A 19,351-nucleotide genomic window follows, 5' to 3' on the forward strand; every position below is an offset into this window, starting at 1 on the left:
TTGAATCCGGCCGTGACGGGGGAAGTTTGGAAACCGGCGGGTTTGGACAGCGGAACACCGACAAACAAGTCGTAGCTCACGCCTTTCAGGCTGCCTCGCCAACCCAGGGCACTGCCCGCCAGGTGTTTTCCCAACAGAGCGTCACTGCCCCGTCCGCCCACTTCGCCATAATCCATTGCCAGATACAGCGATTGCCCTTTCAGCGGGGTTTGCCAGTCCAGTTCGTTACGGCTGTACCAACCCCGATCAGCGGATAAGGTCAACTCGCCATCAAAGCCGCGTACCGTCCAGCGGCCGCCGATTGAAAATCGATCCTGGGGCGTCAATGGGCTGGCGCTTATCTGGCGCAGATACTGGGTCTGATAAGAAAAGGGCTGGGAAAACAGCGTTAACGGCCCGGAAAGCGTCGCCGAGAATTGGGTGATTTTGGGTAAGGCGGTCCCTTCATTGCGATACTCTTCCGGCGCAGGTTGCGCGCCAAACCAGCGCATGCCTTGTTGGTAAGTGACCCTGGCATCCAGCGTCGCACTGCCAATAACGTGATGATGGGATAGCCCGAGCTTCCAGCCCGCAGTTTCCCGGCGCTGAACGTCGATTTCCGTGTTATCAATAAAATTGCGAGACGCCCGACGATAAATTTCACCGTTAAGCCCAGTTTTCTGGTCCGCGTTACGGTGCAGAACCCGGCTGAGCTGGACAGACAAGTTTTTGCTTTTGCCCCGGTATTGAATCGCCTGATTCAGCCCGGCTATCGTCTGGGTATAATCGTAATGACTGGCCGTCACGCTCGCCATCCAGTAGCCGAATGGCAGGGAGTAATAGAGCGTGTCGTTTTGGCTGCCTTTCCCGGCAGACGCGTGAATATCGCGTCCACCAGAGAGGTAGAACAGATCGCTTAGCGCCAGGGGGTTATCCAGAAAAAAGGTGAATCCGCCTTGATAACGCCCGGTGCTTTTGGAACCGGTATCATCCAGATAAGTGGCGACTCGCCAGTGCCGTGACTGACGCCAGTCCAGCACAATATCGCTTTCCCCCGGTTGCTCTGCCGGGACAATGTTCATATCCGCCTGAACGGTGGGAAAACGTTGCAGATTTTCCAATCCCTGCTCAATATCCCGTAAATCCAGCAGCTTGCCTTCACGCGCGGGGAATGGCGTGAAGCGTTGAATGTAATGGCCGCTGTCCGGGGTATAGCGGATATGCCGGATTTTGCCCGGAATCATCACCAGTTTTAAGGTTTGGGTATGCAGATCCTGACGAGGAGCCAGAACCCGGCTGGTGACATAGCCATGATTGATGAGCTGATCTTGCAATTGGGTCATCAGCCGGCTAATGCCTTTATCACCGAGGCAATGGTTTTCGCCCTGTTGAGCGACACGCCTGAACGGTAACCAATGCGGGAAATTTTCAGTGCCTGCCAGTCTGACGTGGGAGAGAGGAAAACACGGGGTTTCCACCGGAAAGGCGGATGACACCGCTTTTTCGGGTACAGACAAGCGAACATCCGCAGGGGGTGGGGCTAATTGAGCCTCCAGCGCTTGCTGACGTGCTTGTTGATGAATGAGTTGTTGGTCTGAGATGTCTGCGGCCTGACTGCCTGGAATCATGCTATAAAAAACCGCAAACCCCCAAATACTGCTTTTCATTGTATTTTCATCCCACAATTTCGAAGCAGTATTAACCACCCATTGCACTTAGTGATCAATATTTGTGGCTAATAATCAACTGGGCAACTAAATTGGGGGTTGATTAAATAAGATAATAACAAAAACAAGGCATTATATTTTTATACAAAAAATAAACCCATGTTATTAAAATGTTACGAATCATATAAAAAATAGATTAATATTAATTATTTAATAACCAATGGTAATAATTTCAAAATAATTTTGTTTTTTGTTTATTTTTGTGATTTATGTCACATAAATTAATTTGACTGCGGAAAAAACCATCTGGAAAACTATGACTTTTTTATCCCTGTAACTCGTTGGATAGATAAACTGGTTTACCAACATTCGCTACAACAATTTGGCTACCTGCGTTCTTGCTATGGCAAAAATCACGGAAGCCTTATCCAACGCCTCAGAGCAACATCCGGTTTTTTATCATCTGCCTGACTACCACAGTCAACAGATAGCGCCTGTCACAGCGCTGCGCGCCATGCCCGGTGCACTATAAAAAAATCCGGCATAAACAATATATACCGGATTATCATATTAATATGAAATTATTCTATATTGATTAATATATCAGTATTACGGCATCTCCCCATCACAATGCATTGTCAATGCCTTATTCAGAGCATGAGCTAAAGCGATTCTATGTTCCTTATCCTCCAACAAACTAAAATGATCACCCGAAATAGCAATCAACTGAAGTGAAGGGTCAGGCATGACCTTTTCCCAGCCTAATGATCGGTCTGCACTTAAAAGGTCCGGTTTTTCATCCGTGACAAAAGAACTAGAGGGGCAAGGCTCTATCGCATAAAACTGATGCAACGTTAACGCTAATACCTGCGGTTCATACTCTCTGACTATTTGCGCATAACGCTCTATCTGTTCCCAACGTTTGGCAATTAAATCAGGGCGCAGATTGGCAGGGTATAACGCTAATTCCTGTGCCGCTTCAATAAATTGCACCAAACTCAGCTCATCAATTCGCCGGTACAACGCGGTAACTTCTTCTGAGTGTTCCTCCCCTGACTGCCTGACTAGTTCAGTCAAGAACTGATGTTTGGGTTGCACAGGCTGCTCCCCGAAATAATGAGGAGCCGGAGTATCAATCAGCCCCAGGAAGTTCACCGTCTCACCAGCATGCAAAAGCTGCTGGGCAACAGCGTAAGCCAATATACCACCGGAAGAGTAACCACTTATCCGGTACGGGCCTGTTGGTTGAACCGCTTTCACCAAGCTGATCATTCTGGCCGCCTGCTCTTCCACTGTCGACATCGGTTCTTCACTGATGGACGGCCAAGGCAGCGCATAAATCGGATAACCTGACTGGATATGTTGAGCCAGCCCGAAGACATAGGAATAGTCACCCATCCCACTGGGAACAAAAAACAGTGGTAGATCTGTTCCGGCGGGTCGCACCGATATGGCAGCACATTGCGGCTGAGACAGCAAATCTGAGGTGATTTTTGCTGCCAATTCGGCCAGCACCGGGAATTGGAACAAGGCATTCAATGTGCAAATCAAACCCCGGCCTACGGCAAGATTGGTCATTCGCATGGCGAGCAGTGAGTGGCCCCCCAGCGCGAAGAAGTTGTCATGCCGGCTGACCTGCTCAACCCCCAGCAATTCACACCAAATCGCCGCCAATACGGTTTCTGTTTCGCCTTGTGGCGCTGCGTAAGCCTGGCGGACAAACGCCTCTTCGTCCGGTGCAGGTAATGCCTGACGGTCCAGTTTACCGTTTGGCGTCAACGGAAAGGCATCCAAACGCACAAAAGCCGACGGCACCATATAATCAGGTAAAATCGCACTCAAATGCTCACGCAAACGGGCTGCCAATCCATCACTCTTCTCCGCTTTTTCCGCCACCACATAAGCGACCAGATGCTTGTCCTGCCCATCTTCCCGCACCAGCACCGCCGCCTCTTGTACCGCCGGGTGTTCCACCAGCCGGGTTTCAATCTCTCCCAGTTCAATACGGAAGCCGCGGATTTTCACCTGATGGTCATTACGGCCAAGGAATTCCAGGTTACCGTCCGGCAGATAGCGGGCCAAATCCCCTGTGCGATACATCCGCGCACCAGATACCAAACTAAAGGGATCAGGTATAAAACGTTCTGCGCTCAATTCCGGCTGGTTAAGATAACCGCGCGCTACACCGACGCCACCAATATACATTTCGCCAATGCAGCCTAATGGCACCGGTTGACCGTCTCTGTCCAACAAGTAGACGCAGGTATTTTTGACCGGCCGGCCAATAGAACTATCATCCACAGGGGATAACACCGCCTTACAGGTCGCCGTCACGGTATTTTCCGTCGGGCCATAAGCGTTCAATAACCGGGGTCGATGGGTTTCCCGCGTAAACCAGTCCTGAATGGCGCTCTTTTTGACCTCCTCACCACCAATGATGATGAGCCGGAGGCAATCCGGCAGCGGTGATGGATTGTCTCTGGCAATCAGTTCGGACCAGAATAACGCAGGCAGAGATATCACCGTAATACGGTTTTGCCAGGCTAAAGCAATAAACTCCTGTGCAGAGGCCAGCCAGCTATCATCCCGCATCACCAGCGTGGCGCCATTACATAATGACGAGAACAGTTCTTCCACTGAAACATCAAAAGCAAAAGAGGCGAATTGCAGCACCCGGTCTTGCGCCGTGACAGCATAGAGATCATTAAAACCCAGATGACGTTGATACACCGACTGATGTTCCACCATCACCCCTTTCGGCTGCCCGGTTGAGCCAGAGGTATAGATGACATAAATCAGATGCTGTGGCGTCAACGCAGGAACCGGTGGGTTGCTGTCCGGCTGGTCAGGCAAGGTATTTGGATCAAGTACCGTCAGCCCGGCCAGCGCTTCTTCGCCCAAAGCTACCCGTCCGGTTTCATCAGCCAAGACCACTGCCGGGGCCGTATCATTCAGGATATACGCCAGACGCTCTTCCGGATAGGTTGGATCCAGCGGCACATAGGCCCCACCGGCTTTCAGCACCGCCAGCAGCGCCACCACTATCGCCGGGGAACGAGCCACGCAAATCGCCACCCGTTGGTCGGGTACGACGCCCTGCGCAATCAGTTGATGAGCCAGACGGTTGGCGCGGGCATTTAATTCAGCATAACTGAGGATCTGCTCCTGATACACCAGTGCCGTCGCCTGCGGGGTTTGCTCTACCTGTTGTTCAAACAACTGATGAATACATAACGCGTCAGGATACGGGGTTTCCGTGGCGTTCCAGGTTTCCAGCAACAATGTGCGTTCTGTTTCCGGCAGGATGTTCAGTGACCGTACCGGCGTTTCCGGAGCTTGTTCAAGCGCCTCGATCAAACTTTCCAGCGCTTGCTGCATATAACCGCATATCCGGTCCGGATCAAACGGTTGCACCACCAGAGCAGTTAGCCCCAAAGTAGAGCCATCATCCTCCACCGACAGTCCTAATGGGTAGTTAGTCCGCTCCTGTGTGTCCAGGAACTCAATTCCGTCCATCGTTTCATCTGGAGTCACCGGCTGAGAATTATGTCGATAGTTGAACAAAGTACTAAAGAGCGACGTACCACTGGCAACCCCACTGCACTGCTGGGCCAGCGCCAGTGAAGCATGCTCATGCCCCAATAATCCGGCCAGCCGGCTATGAGCTGCCTGTACACTGTCCCGTACCGGGGTATCATCGATATCCAAGCGTAACGGCAGGGTATTGATAAACAACCCCATACCGTTGTCGGCACCTTCACCTGCCTGCATCCGCCCAAACAGGACGGTACCGAACACCACTTTCTCCTGCCCGCTGGTGTGCGACAACACCTGCGCCCAAGCCAGATGACACAACGCCGCCAAACTGATGCCCAAACGCCGAGCCTGATTACGCAGACGGTCATTTAACCCGGAAGTCAACATCTGTTGAGCTTCCGTCATCTGAGATCCATCACGATATACCTCTGTCAGCCCGAGCGGCAACGTTGGCTCATCCACCTCCGCCAACATGTCGGTAAAGAAGCGGGTATGCTCTGCCTGACTCACTCCCAGCCGAGCCTCTGCCACCAGATTGCGGAACGGGACCGGGTCAGGCAGATGCTCCGCCTGCCCGGAAAAACAGGCCTGAACCTCACGGTTCATTACTTCCATCGTTTCATGATCGCCAATCAAGTGATGCTGCAATTCCAGTAAAAACCAACGACCATCAGTTTCCTGGGCGATAACAAAACGCAGGAGCGGAGCCTGACTCAGGTCGAGACGATAGTGACCCGGATCAAAACGCCGGGTTAGCTGATCAATGACCGGGCCATCAGCCGAGTCTAGTGTCAGTTCAGTTACCGGCAAGGTCGCCTGACGCCAAACCACCTGAGCCGGCGTTGATAATCCTTCCCAGATGAAAGCCGTGCGCAGGATATCATGGCGATCAATCGCCTGTTGCACCGCCGCCAGATAACGGTCCAGCAGAGCGCGGTTAGCAAAGACCACCGGATAGAGCAGCAGGTACGGATCGCCTTCCTTTTCCAACAGATGGTGGAACAGAATACCGTCCTGTAACGGCGACAGCGCATAGATATCCTGAATATTCGCCATCCCGCCCGGCACCAGCCCAACAATGCGATCAATCTCAGGCTGAGTCAGATCAATCAACGGCAACATCACCGGCGTAAGTTTCGTCGTCGCTGGCGTAATGATATTGGGCGGTACCTTCATAGCTTGATGCCGCCCCAACGTTTGAGCCAGTTCTGACAGCACCGGCGACTGGAACAGATCACGCGCCACCAATGTCAACCCCTGGCGACGCAGGCGTTCAATCATCCGCACAGCGAGCAGTGAATGGCCGCCCAACGCAAAGAAGCTGTCATGCCGGCTTATCTGCTCAATGCCCAATAATTCACGCCAAATGGCTGCCAGAACGATCTCAGCCTCCCCTTGCGGGGCTTCATAGACCTGACGGGCAAACGCTTCCTCCCCCGGCGCCGGTAACGCCCGGCGATCCAGCTTGCCATTCGGGGTCTCAGGGAAGGACTCCAGACGCACAAAAGCCACCGGGACCATATAGTCGGGTAAAACACTCCTCAAGTGCTCGCTCAAAAGGACTGTCAACCCCTCTTGCTCTTCCGCGGCGACATAAGCGACCAACCGTTTACCCTGTCCATCATCCAACGCCAACACTGCCGCCTCATGCACCTCTGGATGTTCCACCAACCGGGTTTCAATTTCCCCCAGCTCAACCCGGAAGCCACGGATTTTGACCTGCTGATCGTTGCGGCCTAGGAATTCCAGGTCACCGTCCGGCAGGTAACGGGCCAGATCTCCGGTCCGGTACATGCGTGCATTCGGTTTATCGTTAAACGGATCCATAAGGAAACGTTCAGCGGTCAAGTCAGGACGATTGAGATAACCCCGCGCCACACCCACGCCGCCAATATACATCTCGCCAACACAGCCTAATGGCACAGGTTGGTCATATGAGTCCAACAGGTAAATACAGGAATTTTTAGCTGGCCGGCCGATAGAACGGTCATCCTCTGGGGATAACACCTCTTTATAGGTCACCGTCACGGTATTTTCAGTCGGACCATAACCGTTCAATAGCCGGGGTCGGTGGGTTTCATGGGTAAACCAATCCTGAATAGCGTTCTTTTTGACCGCCTCACCGCCAATAATGATCAACCTGAGGCAATCCGGTAACGGTAATCCACTATCTCTGGCCGCCAGCTCAGACCAGAATAAGGTCGGCAGAGAAATAATCGTAATACGATGTTGCCGGCTTAAGGCAATAAACTCCGGCACCGAAGCCAGCCAGCTATCATCCCGAAGAACCAGCGTGGCCCCGTTGCATAATGACGAGAATAATTCTTCGACGGAAACATCAAAGGCAAAAGCAGCAAATTGCAATACCCGGTCTTGCGCGGTGACGGCATAAGTCTCATTAAAGCCCAGATATCGTTGATATATTGCCTGATGCTCTATCATCACCCCTTTCGGCTGCCCGGTTGAGCCGGAGGTGTAAATCACATACGCCAGATGCTGAGGCGTCAACGCCGGGACCAGTGGATTGCTGTCCGGCTGGTCCGGCAGCGTATTCGGGTCAAGTACCGTCAACCCCGCCAGCGCCTCCGCGCCCAGCGCCGCCCAGCCGGTCGCATCAGCCAACACCACTGACGGCGCCGTATCATTCAGGATATACACCAGACGTTCACTTGGGTAAGTTGAATCCAGCGGCACATAAGCGCCGCCGGCTTTCAGCACGGCTAATAATGCTACCACCATCGCCGGAGAGCGGGCCACGCAAATTGCCACCGGCTGGTCGGGTGTGACACCCAGCGCAATCAGTTGATGAGCCAAACGGTTGGCGCAAACATTTAATTCGGCATAACTGAGAGTCTGTTCTTGATACACCAGCGCCGTCGCCTGCGGGGTTTGCTCTACCTGTTGTTCAAACAACTGATGAATGCATAACGCCTCAGGATAGGAAGTTTCCATGGTATTCCAGGTTTCCAACAACAACGTGCGTTCTGTTTCAGGCAAGATGTTCAACGCCCGTACTGGGGTTTCGGGAGCCCGCTCGAGTGTCTCAACCAAACTCTCCAACGCCTGCTGCATATAACCGCATATCCTGTCCGGATCAAACGGTTGTACCACATTAGCCGTCAGCCCTAGCGTGGTGCCCCCATCCTCCACCGACAGCTCAAATGGGTAGTTGGTCTGCTCTTGTTCACCCAAGAATTCAATACCGTGCATCGTTTCATCCAAAGGATCCGGCTGGTAATTATGCCGGTAGTTCAATAGGGCGCTAAAGAGGGGCGCACCGCTGGCAACCCCACTGCACCGCTGGACCAGCGCCAGTGACGCATGTTCATGTTCCAGCAGCCCGGCCAACCTCAGATGCACCGCCCGCACGCTGTCCCGTACCGGGGTTTCATCGATATCCAACCGTAACGGCAAGGTATTAATAAACAGCCCCATACCACTGTCAGCCCCTTCCCCCACCGCCATACGCCCAAACAGCACGGTACCGAACACCACTTTCTCCTGTCCGCTGGTACGTGACAATACCTGCGCCCAGGCCAGATGACACAACGCGGCCAGACTGACGCCCAAGCGCCGAGCCAAACTGCGCAGACTGTCATTCAACTCAGCCGTCAGCAGCCGATAGGAACCTGCCTCCTGAGATCCATCAAGATGCACATCCGCCAATCCGAACGGCAGCGTCGGCTCATCCACCTCCGCCAACATATCGGTAAAGAAACGGGTATGCGCTTCCTGACTCACTCCCAGCCGGGCCTCCGCCACCAGATTGCGGAACGGCACCGGATCAGGCAGGCGATCCCCCTGTCCGGAAAAATGCGCCTGTACTTCGCGGTTCATCACTTCCATTGTTTCGTGGTCGCCGATCAAGTGATGCAGCAACTCCAATAAAAACCAGCGGCCATCGGTTTCCTGGGCAATAACAAAACGCAATAGCGGAGCCTGACTCAGGTCAAGACGATGCTGACTTGGGTCAAAACGCCGGGTTAATTGATCAATGACCGGGCCGTTCGCCGGGTCCAGCGTCAGCTCAGTCACTGACAACTGCGCCCGGTGCCAGACCACCTGCGCCGGCACGGATAATCCTTCCCAGAGAAAAGAGGTGCGCAGGATGTCATGGCGATCAACCGCCTGTTGCACCGCGTCCAGATAGCGGTCCAGCAAAGCGCGGTTAGCAAAGGCCACCGGATAGAGCAACAGGTATGGATCGCCTTCCTTTGTCAACAAATGATGGAACAGGATACCGTCCTGCAATGGCGATAACCCATAGATATCCTGAATATTTTCCATCCCACCCGGCACCTGCCCGACGATATGGTCAATATCAGCCTGAGTCAGATCAATCAGCGGCAACATCTCCGGAGTGAGTGTCGTCGTCGCCGGCGTAATGACATTAGCGGGTATCATTATGGCCTGATGCTGTCCCAACTTTTGCGCCAGTTCTGCCAGTACCGGCGATTGGAACAGATCACGCGCTGCCAGTGTCAACCCCTGGTGACGCAGACGTTCAATCATCTGCACACCAAGCAGTGAATGGCCGCCCAACGCAAAGAAGCTATCATGCCGGCTTATCTGCTCAATGCCCAATAACTCACGCCAAAGAGCGGCAAGGGTGATCTCTGCCTCCCCTTGCGGCGCTTCGTAAATCTGCCGGGCAAAATCATCCTCCCCCGGTGCCGGTAATGCCCGGCGATCCAACTTACCACTAGGAGTCTGCGGGAAGGTATCCAGACGCACAAAAGCTACCGGGACCATATAGTCAGGTAAAACCGCACTCAGGTGTTCACGCAAACTGACAGCCAACCCCTCATGTGCTTGCGCTGCCACATAGGCGACCAGACGTTTGTCCTGCTCACTATCCAGCGCCAGCACCACCGCCTCTTGCACTGCCGAGTGTTCCATCAAGCGGGTTTCAATCTCCCCCGGCTCAATCCGGAAGCCGCGGATTTTAACCTGCTCGTCGTTACGGCCCAGGAATTCCAGATCACCGTTCGGTAGGTAACGGGCCAAATCCCCAGAGCGATACATCCGCGCACCCGCTACCGGGCTAAAGGGATCCGTTATAAAACGTTCCGCGCTCAATTCAGGCCGGTTCAGATAACCCCGTGCTACCCCAACGCCGCCAATATACATTTCACCCATGCAGCCTAATGGGACCGGTTGACCATATCTGTCCAGCAGGTAGACGCAGGTATTCTTAACCGGCCGGCCGATAGAATTATCATCTGCCTGGGATAATATTTCCTTACAAGTCGCCGTCACGGTATTTTCCGTCGGACCATAAGCGTTCAATAGTTGGGGTCGATGGATTTCCCGTGTAAACCAATCCTGAATGGCGCTCTTTTTGACCGCTTCCCCCCCAATGATGACGAGCCTGAGGCAATCCGGCAGCGATAATTCATGGCCTCCGGCAATCAGTTCTGACCAGAATAATGCAGGCAGGGACATCACCGTGATACGGCTTTGCCGGGTTAAGGCAATAAATTCCGGCACCGAAGCCAGCCAGCTATCATCCCGCATCACCAGCGTGGCGCCGTTGCATAATGACGAAAATAATTCTTCTATTGAAACATCAAAAGCGAAAGAGGCAAATTGCAATACCCGGTCTTGCGCCGTGACGGCAAAGAGATCATTAAAACCCCGATGACGCTGATACATTGCCTGATGCTCTACCATCACGCCTTTCGGCTGCCCGGTTGAGCCGGAGGTGTAGATGACGTAAGCCAGATGTTGAGGCGTCAACGCCGGGACCAGTGGATTACTGTCCGGCTGGTCCGGCAGAGTATTTGGGTCAAGTATCGTCAATCCCGCCAGCGCCTCTGCACCCAGCGCCGCCCGACCAGTCACATCGGCCAATACCACTGCCGGGGCGGTATCATTCAGGATATACGCCAGACGTTCCCCCGGGTAGGTTGGGTCCAGCGGCACATAAGCGCCGCCGGCTTTCAGCACTGCCAATAATCCCACCACCATCGCCGGGGAGCGTGCCACGCAAATCGCCACCCGTTGGTCTGGTGTGACACCTAACATAATCAGTTGATGAGCTAACCGGTTGGCATGAGTATTCAGCTCCGCATAACTGAGGGGGTGTTCCTGATACACCAGCGCCGTCGCCTGCGGAGTTTGTTCTGCCTGTTGTTCAAACAACTGATGAATACATAACGGGTCAGGATACGGGTTTTCCGTGGCGTTCCAGGTTTCCAGCAACAATGTACGTTCAGCTTCGGGTAGTAAATTCAGTTGCCAAACAGGGATTTCATCATCCCCCCTTTTCGATGATACCAACATCTGTAAGTGCTCACCCATTCGCTGAACCACTTCCCCGCTCAGACGGTTTGCATCGTATATCCAGCGAAAACCGCCCTGCGCATTCACCTGGAGGGTCAGCAATTCGCCGGGCGCCTCCTGATCGCCCTCTCTATCATCCTGTATCACCGAGACAGCTATCTGCCACGGCCGGCGGGTTGCCAACGCCGGAATAGCCTGCAATGAAGGAGCACGGGCGAGCAGATCACGACTAAATGTCCGGTGCCGCGCCAACAGGGTAAGCTCGTTATCAACCCAGTCAGCTATCGCCCCCCACGGCTTATCAAACGCCACCTCAATGATCATAGGCACCACCGGCGCCAAATTTGCTGATTTACCTTTTACCTCCTCCACGCACCAACCGATTTGGAATTCAGTCTGCTGAGTCAAGCGCGCAAGATAGATCACAAATGCCTGCAACAGTGTCCGCAATGAGTCCTCTTCCCCATTTTTTGGTAACGGGGACTGCCAAAGACTCATTGCCCATCTGGGTTCCGCTTGTTCTCCTGCGGTTTCGAAGGGTAACTGGAATGGTTGCAAAACAGTAAGACGCTCATACCAGAATAATTCACTGGGTGTGAGGGTCTGGAGGATATTCTTTGTATTTTGAGTCTGTGGTGACGCATAATTTGAGTCGATTATGTTTTCTGACGTCTGAGAAAGGAATTCAGATTTAAGAACATTTCCCACTTTAGCAATGTTATCTTTCATCTATCATATACCTCAACGAATCTGTTAGATTTTTGAAAACTGTCATTTCTGACAGTCATCACCAATATTTTGCCCCCAAGAAATAGCAACCGATACGTCTGACATTAATTCAAAACACTCAGATGCGGTATGCCATAGCCCGGCTAATAACTCGATAATCAGCAATTCTTCGGCGCTAATTTCCCCGATAAAGGAATAAATAATTCATCTTATGAGTCGGAATAAAACATCCCATTTTCGTCCCTGTTTTTAGATAAATTCGATTAATTTTATACAATTTTTATTGTCTGACGCTGAACTCCATAATTTAAAATGGAACCATCAACTACATCAATTATGCATAAATGCCCAATCAATGTTATACTTTATCCCTTTCCCATTAATACCAAATTAAAATAATTTCAAAAAATCAAGTATTCACAAAAACAAATCGTAAAGTTATATTAATATAATCAACAAGTTAAATAAATAATCACCTAAAAATAGCTCCTTCAATCTAATAATGAACGTATATTTCAATACCAAATTAGACTTATTCAATATCTACAAAAATATTATTCATATTAAATTATACAAAAATATAACATCAGATTAAAATAATTTATAACACATTATTTTTCAATAGTAAAAAATGCCGGCAACGTAAATACCAAAAAATAGGGAATAAAAAATTAAAAATAACTTGATTACATATTGCCTTGTAATAATCAGATCATGATAAAATATAAATCCCATGATATCACATACCGCAGCAAAACAATTTTAAATTTAAATAACTTCATTGTTGACTATTTTATAACAATAAGAAATGTGATTTATCTGATACTCATGGATATTTAATTTCGCGTAGTATAAGTAAACGATTCATTTAACATTTATTAATTCAAAAATACCTAAAAATAAATAAAATATTATATTAACCTGTTTTTTAATACTTATTTACACTCATTATTCCAATGAAAATAAGATATTATTGAATCAAGGTAAGTTAAATACATTACCATTATAACACCTAGTAAATTTATTGTTTTGTAAACATCCATTAATTAATTATCGACAATATAATGCAGACAATTAAACGTAAAAATATCAAACAATTATAATGAAAATCACTTAATGAGAAAATAAAAATATAATGATGGTTATTTTACCCATTAGGATTTTATGATTTTTTAAGTTCATGTGATTTTCAGTTTTTATTTTATCTGATTTTATATACCCAATAGATTTCAAGTTGCAGCGCAGCGGCAAGTGAACGTATCCCCAGGAGCATAGATAACTATGTAACTGGGGTAAGTGAACGCAGCCAACAAAGCAGCAACTTGAAAGTTAAATCCTCCTTAAATAAAAGCTTTAATATTTCCATATTTTTGCTTTTAAATAGTCATAGCAGGATTAAGCAAAGACAAAATAACTTTAACGATAGAATCACTGAAAAAAATCAGCTTGCGATTGTTAAAAAACTCATCTCATAAATGGTTTTCATTGAGCAATTTTTATAAAGCTAATGGTTTTATATTTTCTGCTCCGTATTTAAATTTTCCCATCATCATTATTATCCCCGAATAGATTACTTGTATTATATTTTAGGCTTTTATTGAGTACGCAGTAAAAAAAGACAACAATAACCGGCCAAATAAATACAAGAATCGAAACCCATAATGACCAATTCCATACATCTACAGCCAGAATCAGGCTGAATGTAAAAATAACAATAATAAACGGTAAAAACCTAGAAATTATAGCAAAAATGTAAATAGATACAATAACAGTAGACACTTTGGCTGGAATAGTCCACCACTCTAAATAAACACTAAAAATATAATCATTAAGCGTCAACACTTGCATCATGACAGTAAAAAAAGAAGAAAGTACAATAATCGCTATAATAATATTGCAAAACTTTATCATCTCAAACCAACCCTATAATCATTAGCTTAAATCTAAATCACGTTAATCTTGTGGAGGAGGTTTATTGTCTCTAACCACCGGGTGCTCATTATTTCCAATCAGGGGAATGTAACTTAATAGGTAACATTACTTTATTTTCCAGTAATCAATGGAATCTCTGTTTAAATCAACTCTGCCATCAGGATATTCAACTCTTGAAGGTTCTTTACCCGGTGGGATAATAATTTTCGGCATCTTGGTTTCATCCAACTTAGGTTTATAGATGATTTTCCATTCTGATCCCGGAGTTAACTTTAATCTAAAGGGACGCATTCCTCCTTCTCCTCGTAGGAATATTCTGTTTGGGCGCCCATAAACTATTTTCAGAATAGGGTAAATAACCGGTCTGTAATCTATAGTATTTATTGCTTTAGTTTCACTAAGATATGTCTGGGCCGCATCATTGATGAATACGGTTAAACCTGTTCCTTCAGAACCTTCCTCCTGAACAGCATCTTTCACCAGATGGAGAATATCGGTATAACCCACCGTCACAAAAGCCCGGTTGATTTTCCATTTGCACCGACCACCACCATTAAAAGGTAATTTCGCCTGAAAGTAACCCGTTTGTGGATCGGCCTTTACTTTCAAACGAAGCCCATTATAGGTCGGCACTTTAAAAGGCGACATGTTGGAATCCAGACGATATTCAAGGCAATCTTTTGAAATATATTCTGCGGATACATACGGCTCCGTGTATTTCGGAGCAATCCCTTCTACAGTGATCCACTGATTCTCTTTGGGAGGGGAAAGAGGGGCATCTGGGTCTGCACAACCTGATATTAATGTAACTAACAAAACCAATAAGCATTGTTTGATATTTGTCATGGTCAGCTTTCCTCAATTTCCAATCCCTAAAGAGGTGACATTACTTTATTTTCCAGTAGTCTATCGTTTGTCTATTGATATCAACTCGCCCATCAGGATATTCAACCCACTCCTTACCCTTAGTAATAGTAATCTTCGGCATCTTGGTTTCATCCAACTTAGGCTTATAAGTAATTTTCCACTCAGCGCCCGACGTTAACCTCAATCGAAAGGGATACATATCGACCTTACCCTGTAAAAATATACTCTTCGGGAATTTTTCAGATATTTCCAAAACAGGGTAAATAACTGGGCTGAAATCAATGGTATTCAATGCCGCAATTTCACTAATGTTCGTCTGTGCTGCATCATTGATAAATGCGATTAAACCCGTTCCCGAATACGGCATTGCATCTTTTACTAGATGTTTAACATCAGTATAACTAACCATAATAAAGGCTCGGTTAATTTTCCATTTGCACCTACCCCCACCATTGAAAGGTAATTTCGCTTGAAAGTAACCCGTTTGTGGATCAGCTTTCACCTTCAAACGAAGCCCGTTATGGGTTGGTACTTTAAAAGGCGACATATTGGAATCCAGACGATATTCAAGGCAATCTTTTGAAATATATTCTGCTGATACATATGGTTCTGTGTATTTTGGTGCTATTCCTTCCACCGTGATCCACTGATTATCCTTGGGGGGAGAAAGTGGTGCATCTGAGTCTGCACAACCTGATACTAAGATGACTGACAATATAAACAAAAATTTCTTTATATTTATCATGGTAAATCTTCCTCAATCCCTACAGCGTTATCCGCATAGCGTATTAAGGCCAACGGACCCTGTTTATCTTGTTGAGTGCAAATCAGTGCTTGTTTCAACTGATGATCCATCTGTAAAAATAATATATCGCGTTGCCGAATATCTAAAACAATATCAGTCCGTTCATTCAATGTTTTTTCAAATAATTGTTCCTGATCTCGGAAAAAATGGTATTTATCCGGTGCAATCAATTCTGCAAGTCGTGCACCAATGTAGAGAGCATAGTTCCTTGAACGGTGATCAGGAAAGCCTAGCGAATCCTTTACAGTTGGATTTTCATGTGGCGGAAACCATTTGGCCTTATCCTCATCGTTTACCTGCTTAAAAAATCCCTTCTGAATCTCCCCTGCATCCTTCAGATTATTTTCCGTTTCACGGTTTAATGACGGAATTAAATACAGTTTTGTTTTGGTGGGTAAGGTAGTTCTGAGACGAATATGGTTGCTTGGATTGCGTTCTTCCAACCATTCAATGACCAGATTGATTTTACAAAAGTGCACTATCTTCCCGTGATGCAGGAAAATCTCACCGCTGTTGGTAAAATCTAACAATTCAACTGGGCTGAACAAATAGCCTAGCGGCCCCCAGCAATCATACAGCCAATTATCCAGATTTTTTTCTGGTGGTAAGGAGGGGATGGGGTCATCTTCATTGACATGGCGGTAATGAGTGATATCAGCCAGCTCTCTTACAGCACTCAAGGTTAATACTCTGGGCATTCCGTAGCTATAGAGGCAGGGATTATGGTCTTTCAATTGTGCACTATGCAGTAATGCTAACGCTCCCCCTAGACTGTGGCCACAAACAAATAGTTTTCTTTTTTTAGCCAAATCTAGCACATCACTAAATACTGCTATACTCTTATCACTGGGAACTCTTAACTTGCCAACCAGACTAAATGCCTCCCAGAACCCTGCATGTACTTTGCCATGGTGAATAAACTCACTGCACAATGTCTTCTCATCACAACCTAACCCCAAAGGCTGGTACGTAGCATCGGTCAGGATATCCGTTTTACTGGCCGTACCTCGCCAACTGACAATCACATCGTTTGGGCTGGCAGCATAAAACAACTGAGTATCGCCCTGTTTATTATTTCCAGCTTTTGAATCAATAAACTCTACCCGAGTATAACGTTCACTAAATGGCACACTGTAAACAATAGGAGGGACCGATAATGTCTCTACTTTATAAGGCAACTTCGAGACATCCACCATTTGCCGGTTAAAAAAGTGAGTCACAGATCCTTCAACGTTAACATCACCATCGGCATAAGCCAGCACACTCATCAAACATTGGTTATACGCATTAACCAAGGAATACTCTTTTTGATGATGCAACAACAAAACCCAAGCCCGGAACGGACAGACTTCCAATACATACCGGCAGTTTAGTGGGTGGGAATAAAACCCTTTTGGTTCTGGATTTGGGAAATGATAAGGTGGTGGAATATCTTCAGGATCCCATCCCCCAATCACCGGCAATCCATCACTAATTTGCCCGATAGTCACATAATGATATTGATGGCCTTCCGCTTCTGCTTTTGGCTTCACCACCGACGCCGCTTCACCGCGTATTTCCCGCAACGGACGCTGTTCCATTTCATCCGCCAATGATTGGGCGTGGATATACAAGGTCACCGGATAAGCTGTCAGGTCTTCTTCCCTGAGTACCCCGAAACCATCAGTTACCCCCTGACGCACATAACCTGGAGTTCCGTGACTGATCAGACTATAAGGCAGGTTGACCAGCGGCTTCCCCTGTTCATCCACAAACTGAAATTCTACCCAGTGTCTCAAATACTTCTTACAATCTAAACCTAAACGCGGATCTGATATACCCATTGGTTTGGCTTCCTTCTTTTAACCTTACATATAGGCACGCAGCCCAAACATCCTGTGCTGAAAATCTCACAAGGTTTGTTCCGTCCGGTGATAAATAACCTTCATCACCAGAAAAGCGCCCATGCTTAGGAATTAAAATAATTTATTTCTTTACCCAAGAAATAAACCCGTAAAAATCCCACTATCACAGATAAACATCACAGCTTATGCAGTGAGTAATAGTGAGTTGAACGACAGGAATACAAAAATGAATCCCAATCAATTAATCCCCGTGAATAAGGGGAACAGGATATGAACTTTCTTTCATACAGGTCATATGATGCAACCTGTTTAATAATCATTAAACAATCACAAAATGGCAAGAAAAATTTTCATTTTTTTAAAATTTACAAAAATATAAATTTGTAACAAAGTGTTACAAATTGTAATAAAGTATTACAAACTCAATACGAATTCATTTACATTCCCCACAACCACCACTAAAATAATATAACATGTTGATTTTTAATTAAAAAATATGGTTATCACAACCTATCATGATAACTAATAACGCCATCTATTTAGTCGTTTCATTAATAACTCATCCTTCATTAAATATCGGGAATAATGATATTACTATTTTGCCCAATCGATTATACTCTGCTGTTTACGGGTTTCCCGTTAGGAATAAAAATGTCTTTTTGATTCAATTAAGCCTGCTTATATTGTAAAAACAATGCCAACTTTCAAGAATTCGCCAATTATTTACTTATGTTTCTGGTAGGAATTGAGATGTCCAATCACGATAGTTGAAGTTACTCTAATGACATTATTTTAATACCGGAAATCAACTATCCCGATACTAGAAACATTGGTGACTATCATCGACAGCATAGATTTGTGGTTAAAAATACGACTAAGATTTTGCAGACTCCAAGAGCTTTGAGTGTATAAAAAAAGAGAGTAATATAGCACCAAGTGCTATATTAAAAGGTAACAGGACATCAGCCACGATGCGCATATTCAAAACCAAGTGGTTTACCAAGGCTGCAAAATCCCATGCTATCAAAGATAGTGAGTTATGCCGAGCTATTGAAACTGTCATGCAAGGGAAAGCGGACGATCTTGGCGGCGGTGTTTATAAGAAGCGCCTCAACCAGAATCGTGATCGGGCCATCATATTAGCTAAAGGTGGAAAGAGCTGGTTCTATACCTTCCTCTATGCTAAACAGAATATGACGAACATTGATGATCGCGAACTGGCTGGATTCAGGGAGCTGGCGAAACATTACGCTGGCCTTTCAGATGAAAAGATTACAGCTATGATTAAGAACAAAGAACTGGTGGAGATTTGTCATGACCGCAAAAAGTAAATTTAAAAGTCCTGCGTTTGAAGCTATCCATAGCGCTGCTTCTGGATTATTTAGCGTTGGTGCAATTCCACAAGAAACTATGCGTAGCTTTGATAAAGCTTGTATCGATAGTGTTAATGATCTTAAACCTCTTGAGATCAAAGAATTACGCGAGAAACTGAATGTAAGCCAGCCAGTTTTCGCTCGTTATCTCAATACCAGTGTTTCAACGGTTCAGAAATGGGAGACCGGGGTAAAGCGTCCTAGTGGGTTGTCGCTGAAATTATTATCTGTGGTTCAGAAGCATGGGTTGAAAGTGTTGATGTGATATAAAAAATGGCCCGCTATTCTGTGGGCCATTTTTACTTTTATTACTGAGAGTTAATTAGCTTATAA

At 47.1% G+C, this 19,351-nt stretch carries 9 protein-coding genes; 3 read left to right on the forward strand and 6 right to left on the reverse strand.

Features of this window, described 5'->3' with window-relative positions; all coding sequences use genetic code 11:
* The coding region (locus tag LGZ99_RS19045; RefSeq protein WP_262979441.1) for a ShlB/FhaC/HecB family hemolysin secretion/activation protein at nt 1–1,646 on the reverse strand (1,646 nt) is incomplete at its 3' end.
* A gap of 403 nt (nt 1,647–2,049) precedes the next feature.
* On the opposite strand from LGZ99_RS19045, the gene LGZ99_RS19050 reads away from it, so the two are divergent.
* Nucleotides 2,050–2,178, forward strand: a complete 129-nt coding sequence (locus tag LGZ99_RS19050; RefSeq protein ID WP_262979442.1) for a hypothetical protein — start codon at nt 2,050–2,052, stop codon at nt 2,176–2,178.
* A gap of 77 nt (nt 2,179–2,255) precedes the next feature.
* On the opposite strand, the gene LGZ99_RS19055 is transcribed toward LGZ99_RS19050, so the two are convergent.
* From LGZ99_RS19055 to LGZ99_RS19075, 5 genes are all read right to left on the reverse strand, one after another.
* Nucleotides 2,256–12,197: a non-ribosomal peptide synthetase gene (locus LGZ99_RS19055; protein ID WP_262979443.1), complete on the reverse strand. Its 9,942-nt coding sequence runs from the start codon at nt 12,195–12,197 to the stop codon at nt 2,256–2,258.
* Nucleotides 12,198–13,730: 1,533 nt separating this feature from the next.
* Nucleotides 13,731–14,108 carry a hypothetical protein gene (locus LGZ99_RS19060; RefSeq protein ID WP_262979444.1) on the reverse strand — a complete coding sequence of 126 codons (378 nt, stop codon included), beginning with the start codon at nt 14,106–14,108 and terminating at the stop codon, nt 13,731–13,733.
* Nucleotides 14,109–14,234: 126 nt separating this feature from the next.
* Nucleotides 14,235–14,975 (reverse strand): hypothetical protein, encoded by a 741-nt coding sequence (locus LGZ99_RS19065; protein WP_262979445.1) that lies wholly within the window; start codon nt 14,973–14,975, stop codon nt 14,235–14,237.
* 40 nt (nt 14,976–15,015) lie between these two features.
* Complete coding sequence (locus LGZ99_RS19070) at nt 15,016–15,741, reverse strand: hypothetical protein (RefSeq protein ID WP_262979446.1); 726 nt, start codon at nt 15,739–15,741, stop codon at nt 15,016–15,018.
* Entirely contained in the window at nt 15,738–17,624 is a 1,887-nt protein-coding gene (locus tag LGZ99_RS19075; RefSeq protein ID WP_262979447.1) for a lipase family protein, read from the reverse strand. The genes LGZ99_RS19070 and LGZ99_RS19075 overlap by 4 nt, the downstream gene beginning before the upstream one ends.
* Nucleotides 17,625–18,616: 992 nt before the next feature.
* Between LGZ99_RS19075 and LGZ99_RS19080 the strand changes: the two genes are divergently transcribed.
* Entirely contained in the window at nt 18,617–18,976 is a 360-nt protein-coding gene (locus LGZ99_RS19080) for a type II toxin-antitoxin system RelE/ParE family toxin (protein ID WP_021326618.1), read from the forward strand.
* Entirely contained in the window at nt 18,960–19,283 is a 324-nt protein-coding gene (locus tag LGZ99_RS19085) for a helix-turn-helix domain-containing protein (protein WP_021326619.1), read from the forward strand. The genes LGZ99_RS19080 and LGZ99_RS19085 overlap by 17 nt, the downstream gene beginning before the upstream one ends.
* The last annotated feature ends 68 nt before the right edge of the window (nt 19,284–19,351 follow it).

Origin of the sequence: Photorhabdus temperata (assembly GCF_025384845.1) — a bacterium.
GTDB classification, from domain to species: domain Bacteria; phylum Pseudomonadota; class Gammaproteobacteria; order Enterobacterales; family Enterobacteriaceae; genus Photorhabdus; species Photorhabdus temperata.

Excerpts from the sequence above, each read along its gene's own strand:
- LGZ99_RS19050 (WP_262979442.1), top strand. The coding sequence starts at position 2,050 with ATGGCAAAAATCACGGAAGCCTTATCCAACGCCTCAGAGCAACATCCG.
- LGZ99_RS19055 (WP_262979443.1), bottom strand. The coding sequence starts at position 12,197 with ATGAAAGATAACATTGCTAAAGTGGGAAATGTTCTTAAATCTGAATTC.
- LGZ99_RS19060 (WP_262979444.1), bottom strand. The coding sequence starts at position 14,108 with ATGATAAAGTTTTGCAATATTATTATAGCGATTATTGTACTTTCTTCT.
- LGZ99_RS19065 (WP_262979445.1), bottom strand. The coding sequence starts at position 14,975 with ATGACAAATATCAAACAATGCTTATTGGTTTTGTTAGTTACATTAATA.
- LGZ99_RS19070 (WP_262979446.1), bottom strand. The coding sequence starts at position 15,741 with ATGATAAATATAAAGAAATTTTTGTTTATATTGTCAGTCATCTTAGTA.
- LGZ99_RS19075 (WP_262979447.1), bottom strand. The coding sequence starts at position 17,624 with ATGGGTATATCAGATCCGCGTTTAGGTTTAGATTGTAAGAAGTATTTG.
- LGZ99_RS19080 (WP_021326618.1), top strand. The coding sequence starts at position 18,617 with ATGCGCATATTCAAAACCAAGTGGTTTACCAAGGCTGCAAAATCCCAT.
- LGZ99_RS19085 (WP_021326619.1), top strand. The coding sequence starts at position 18,960 with ATGACCGCAAAAAGTAAATTTAAAAGTCCTGCGTTTGAAGCTATCCAT.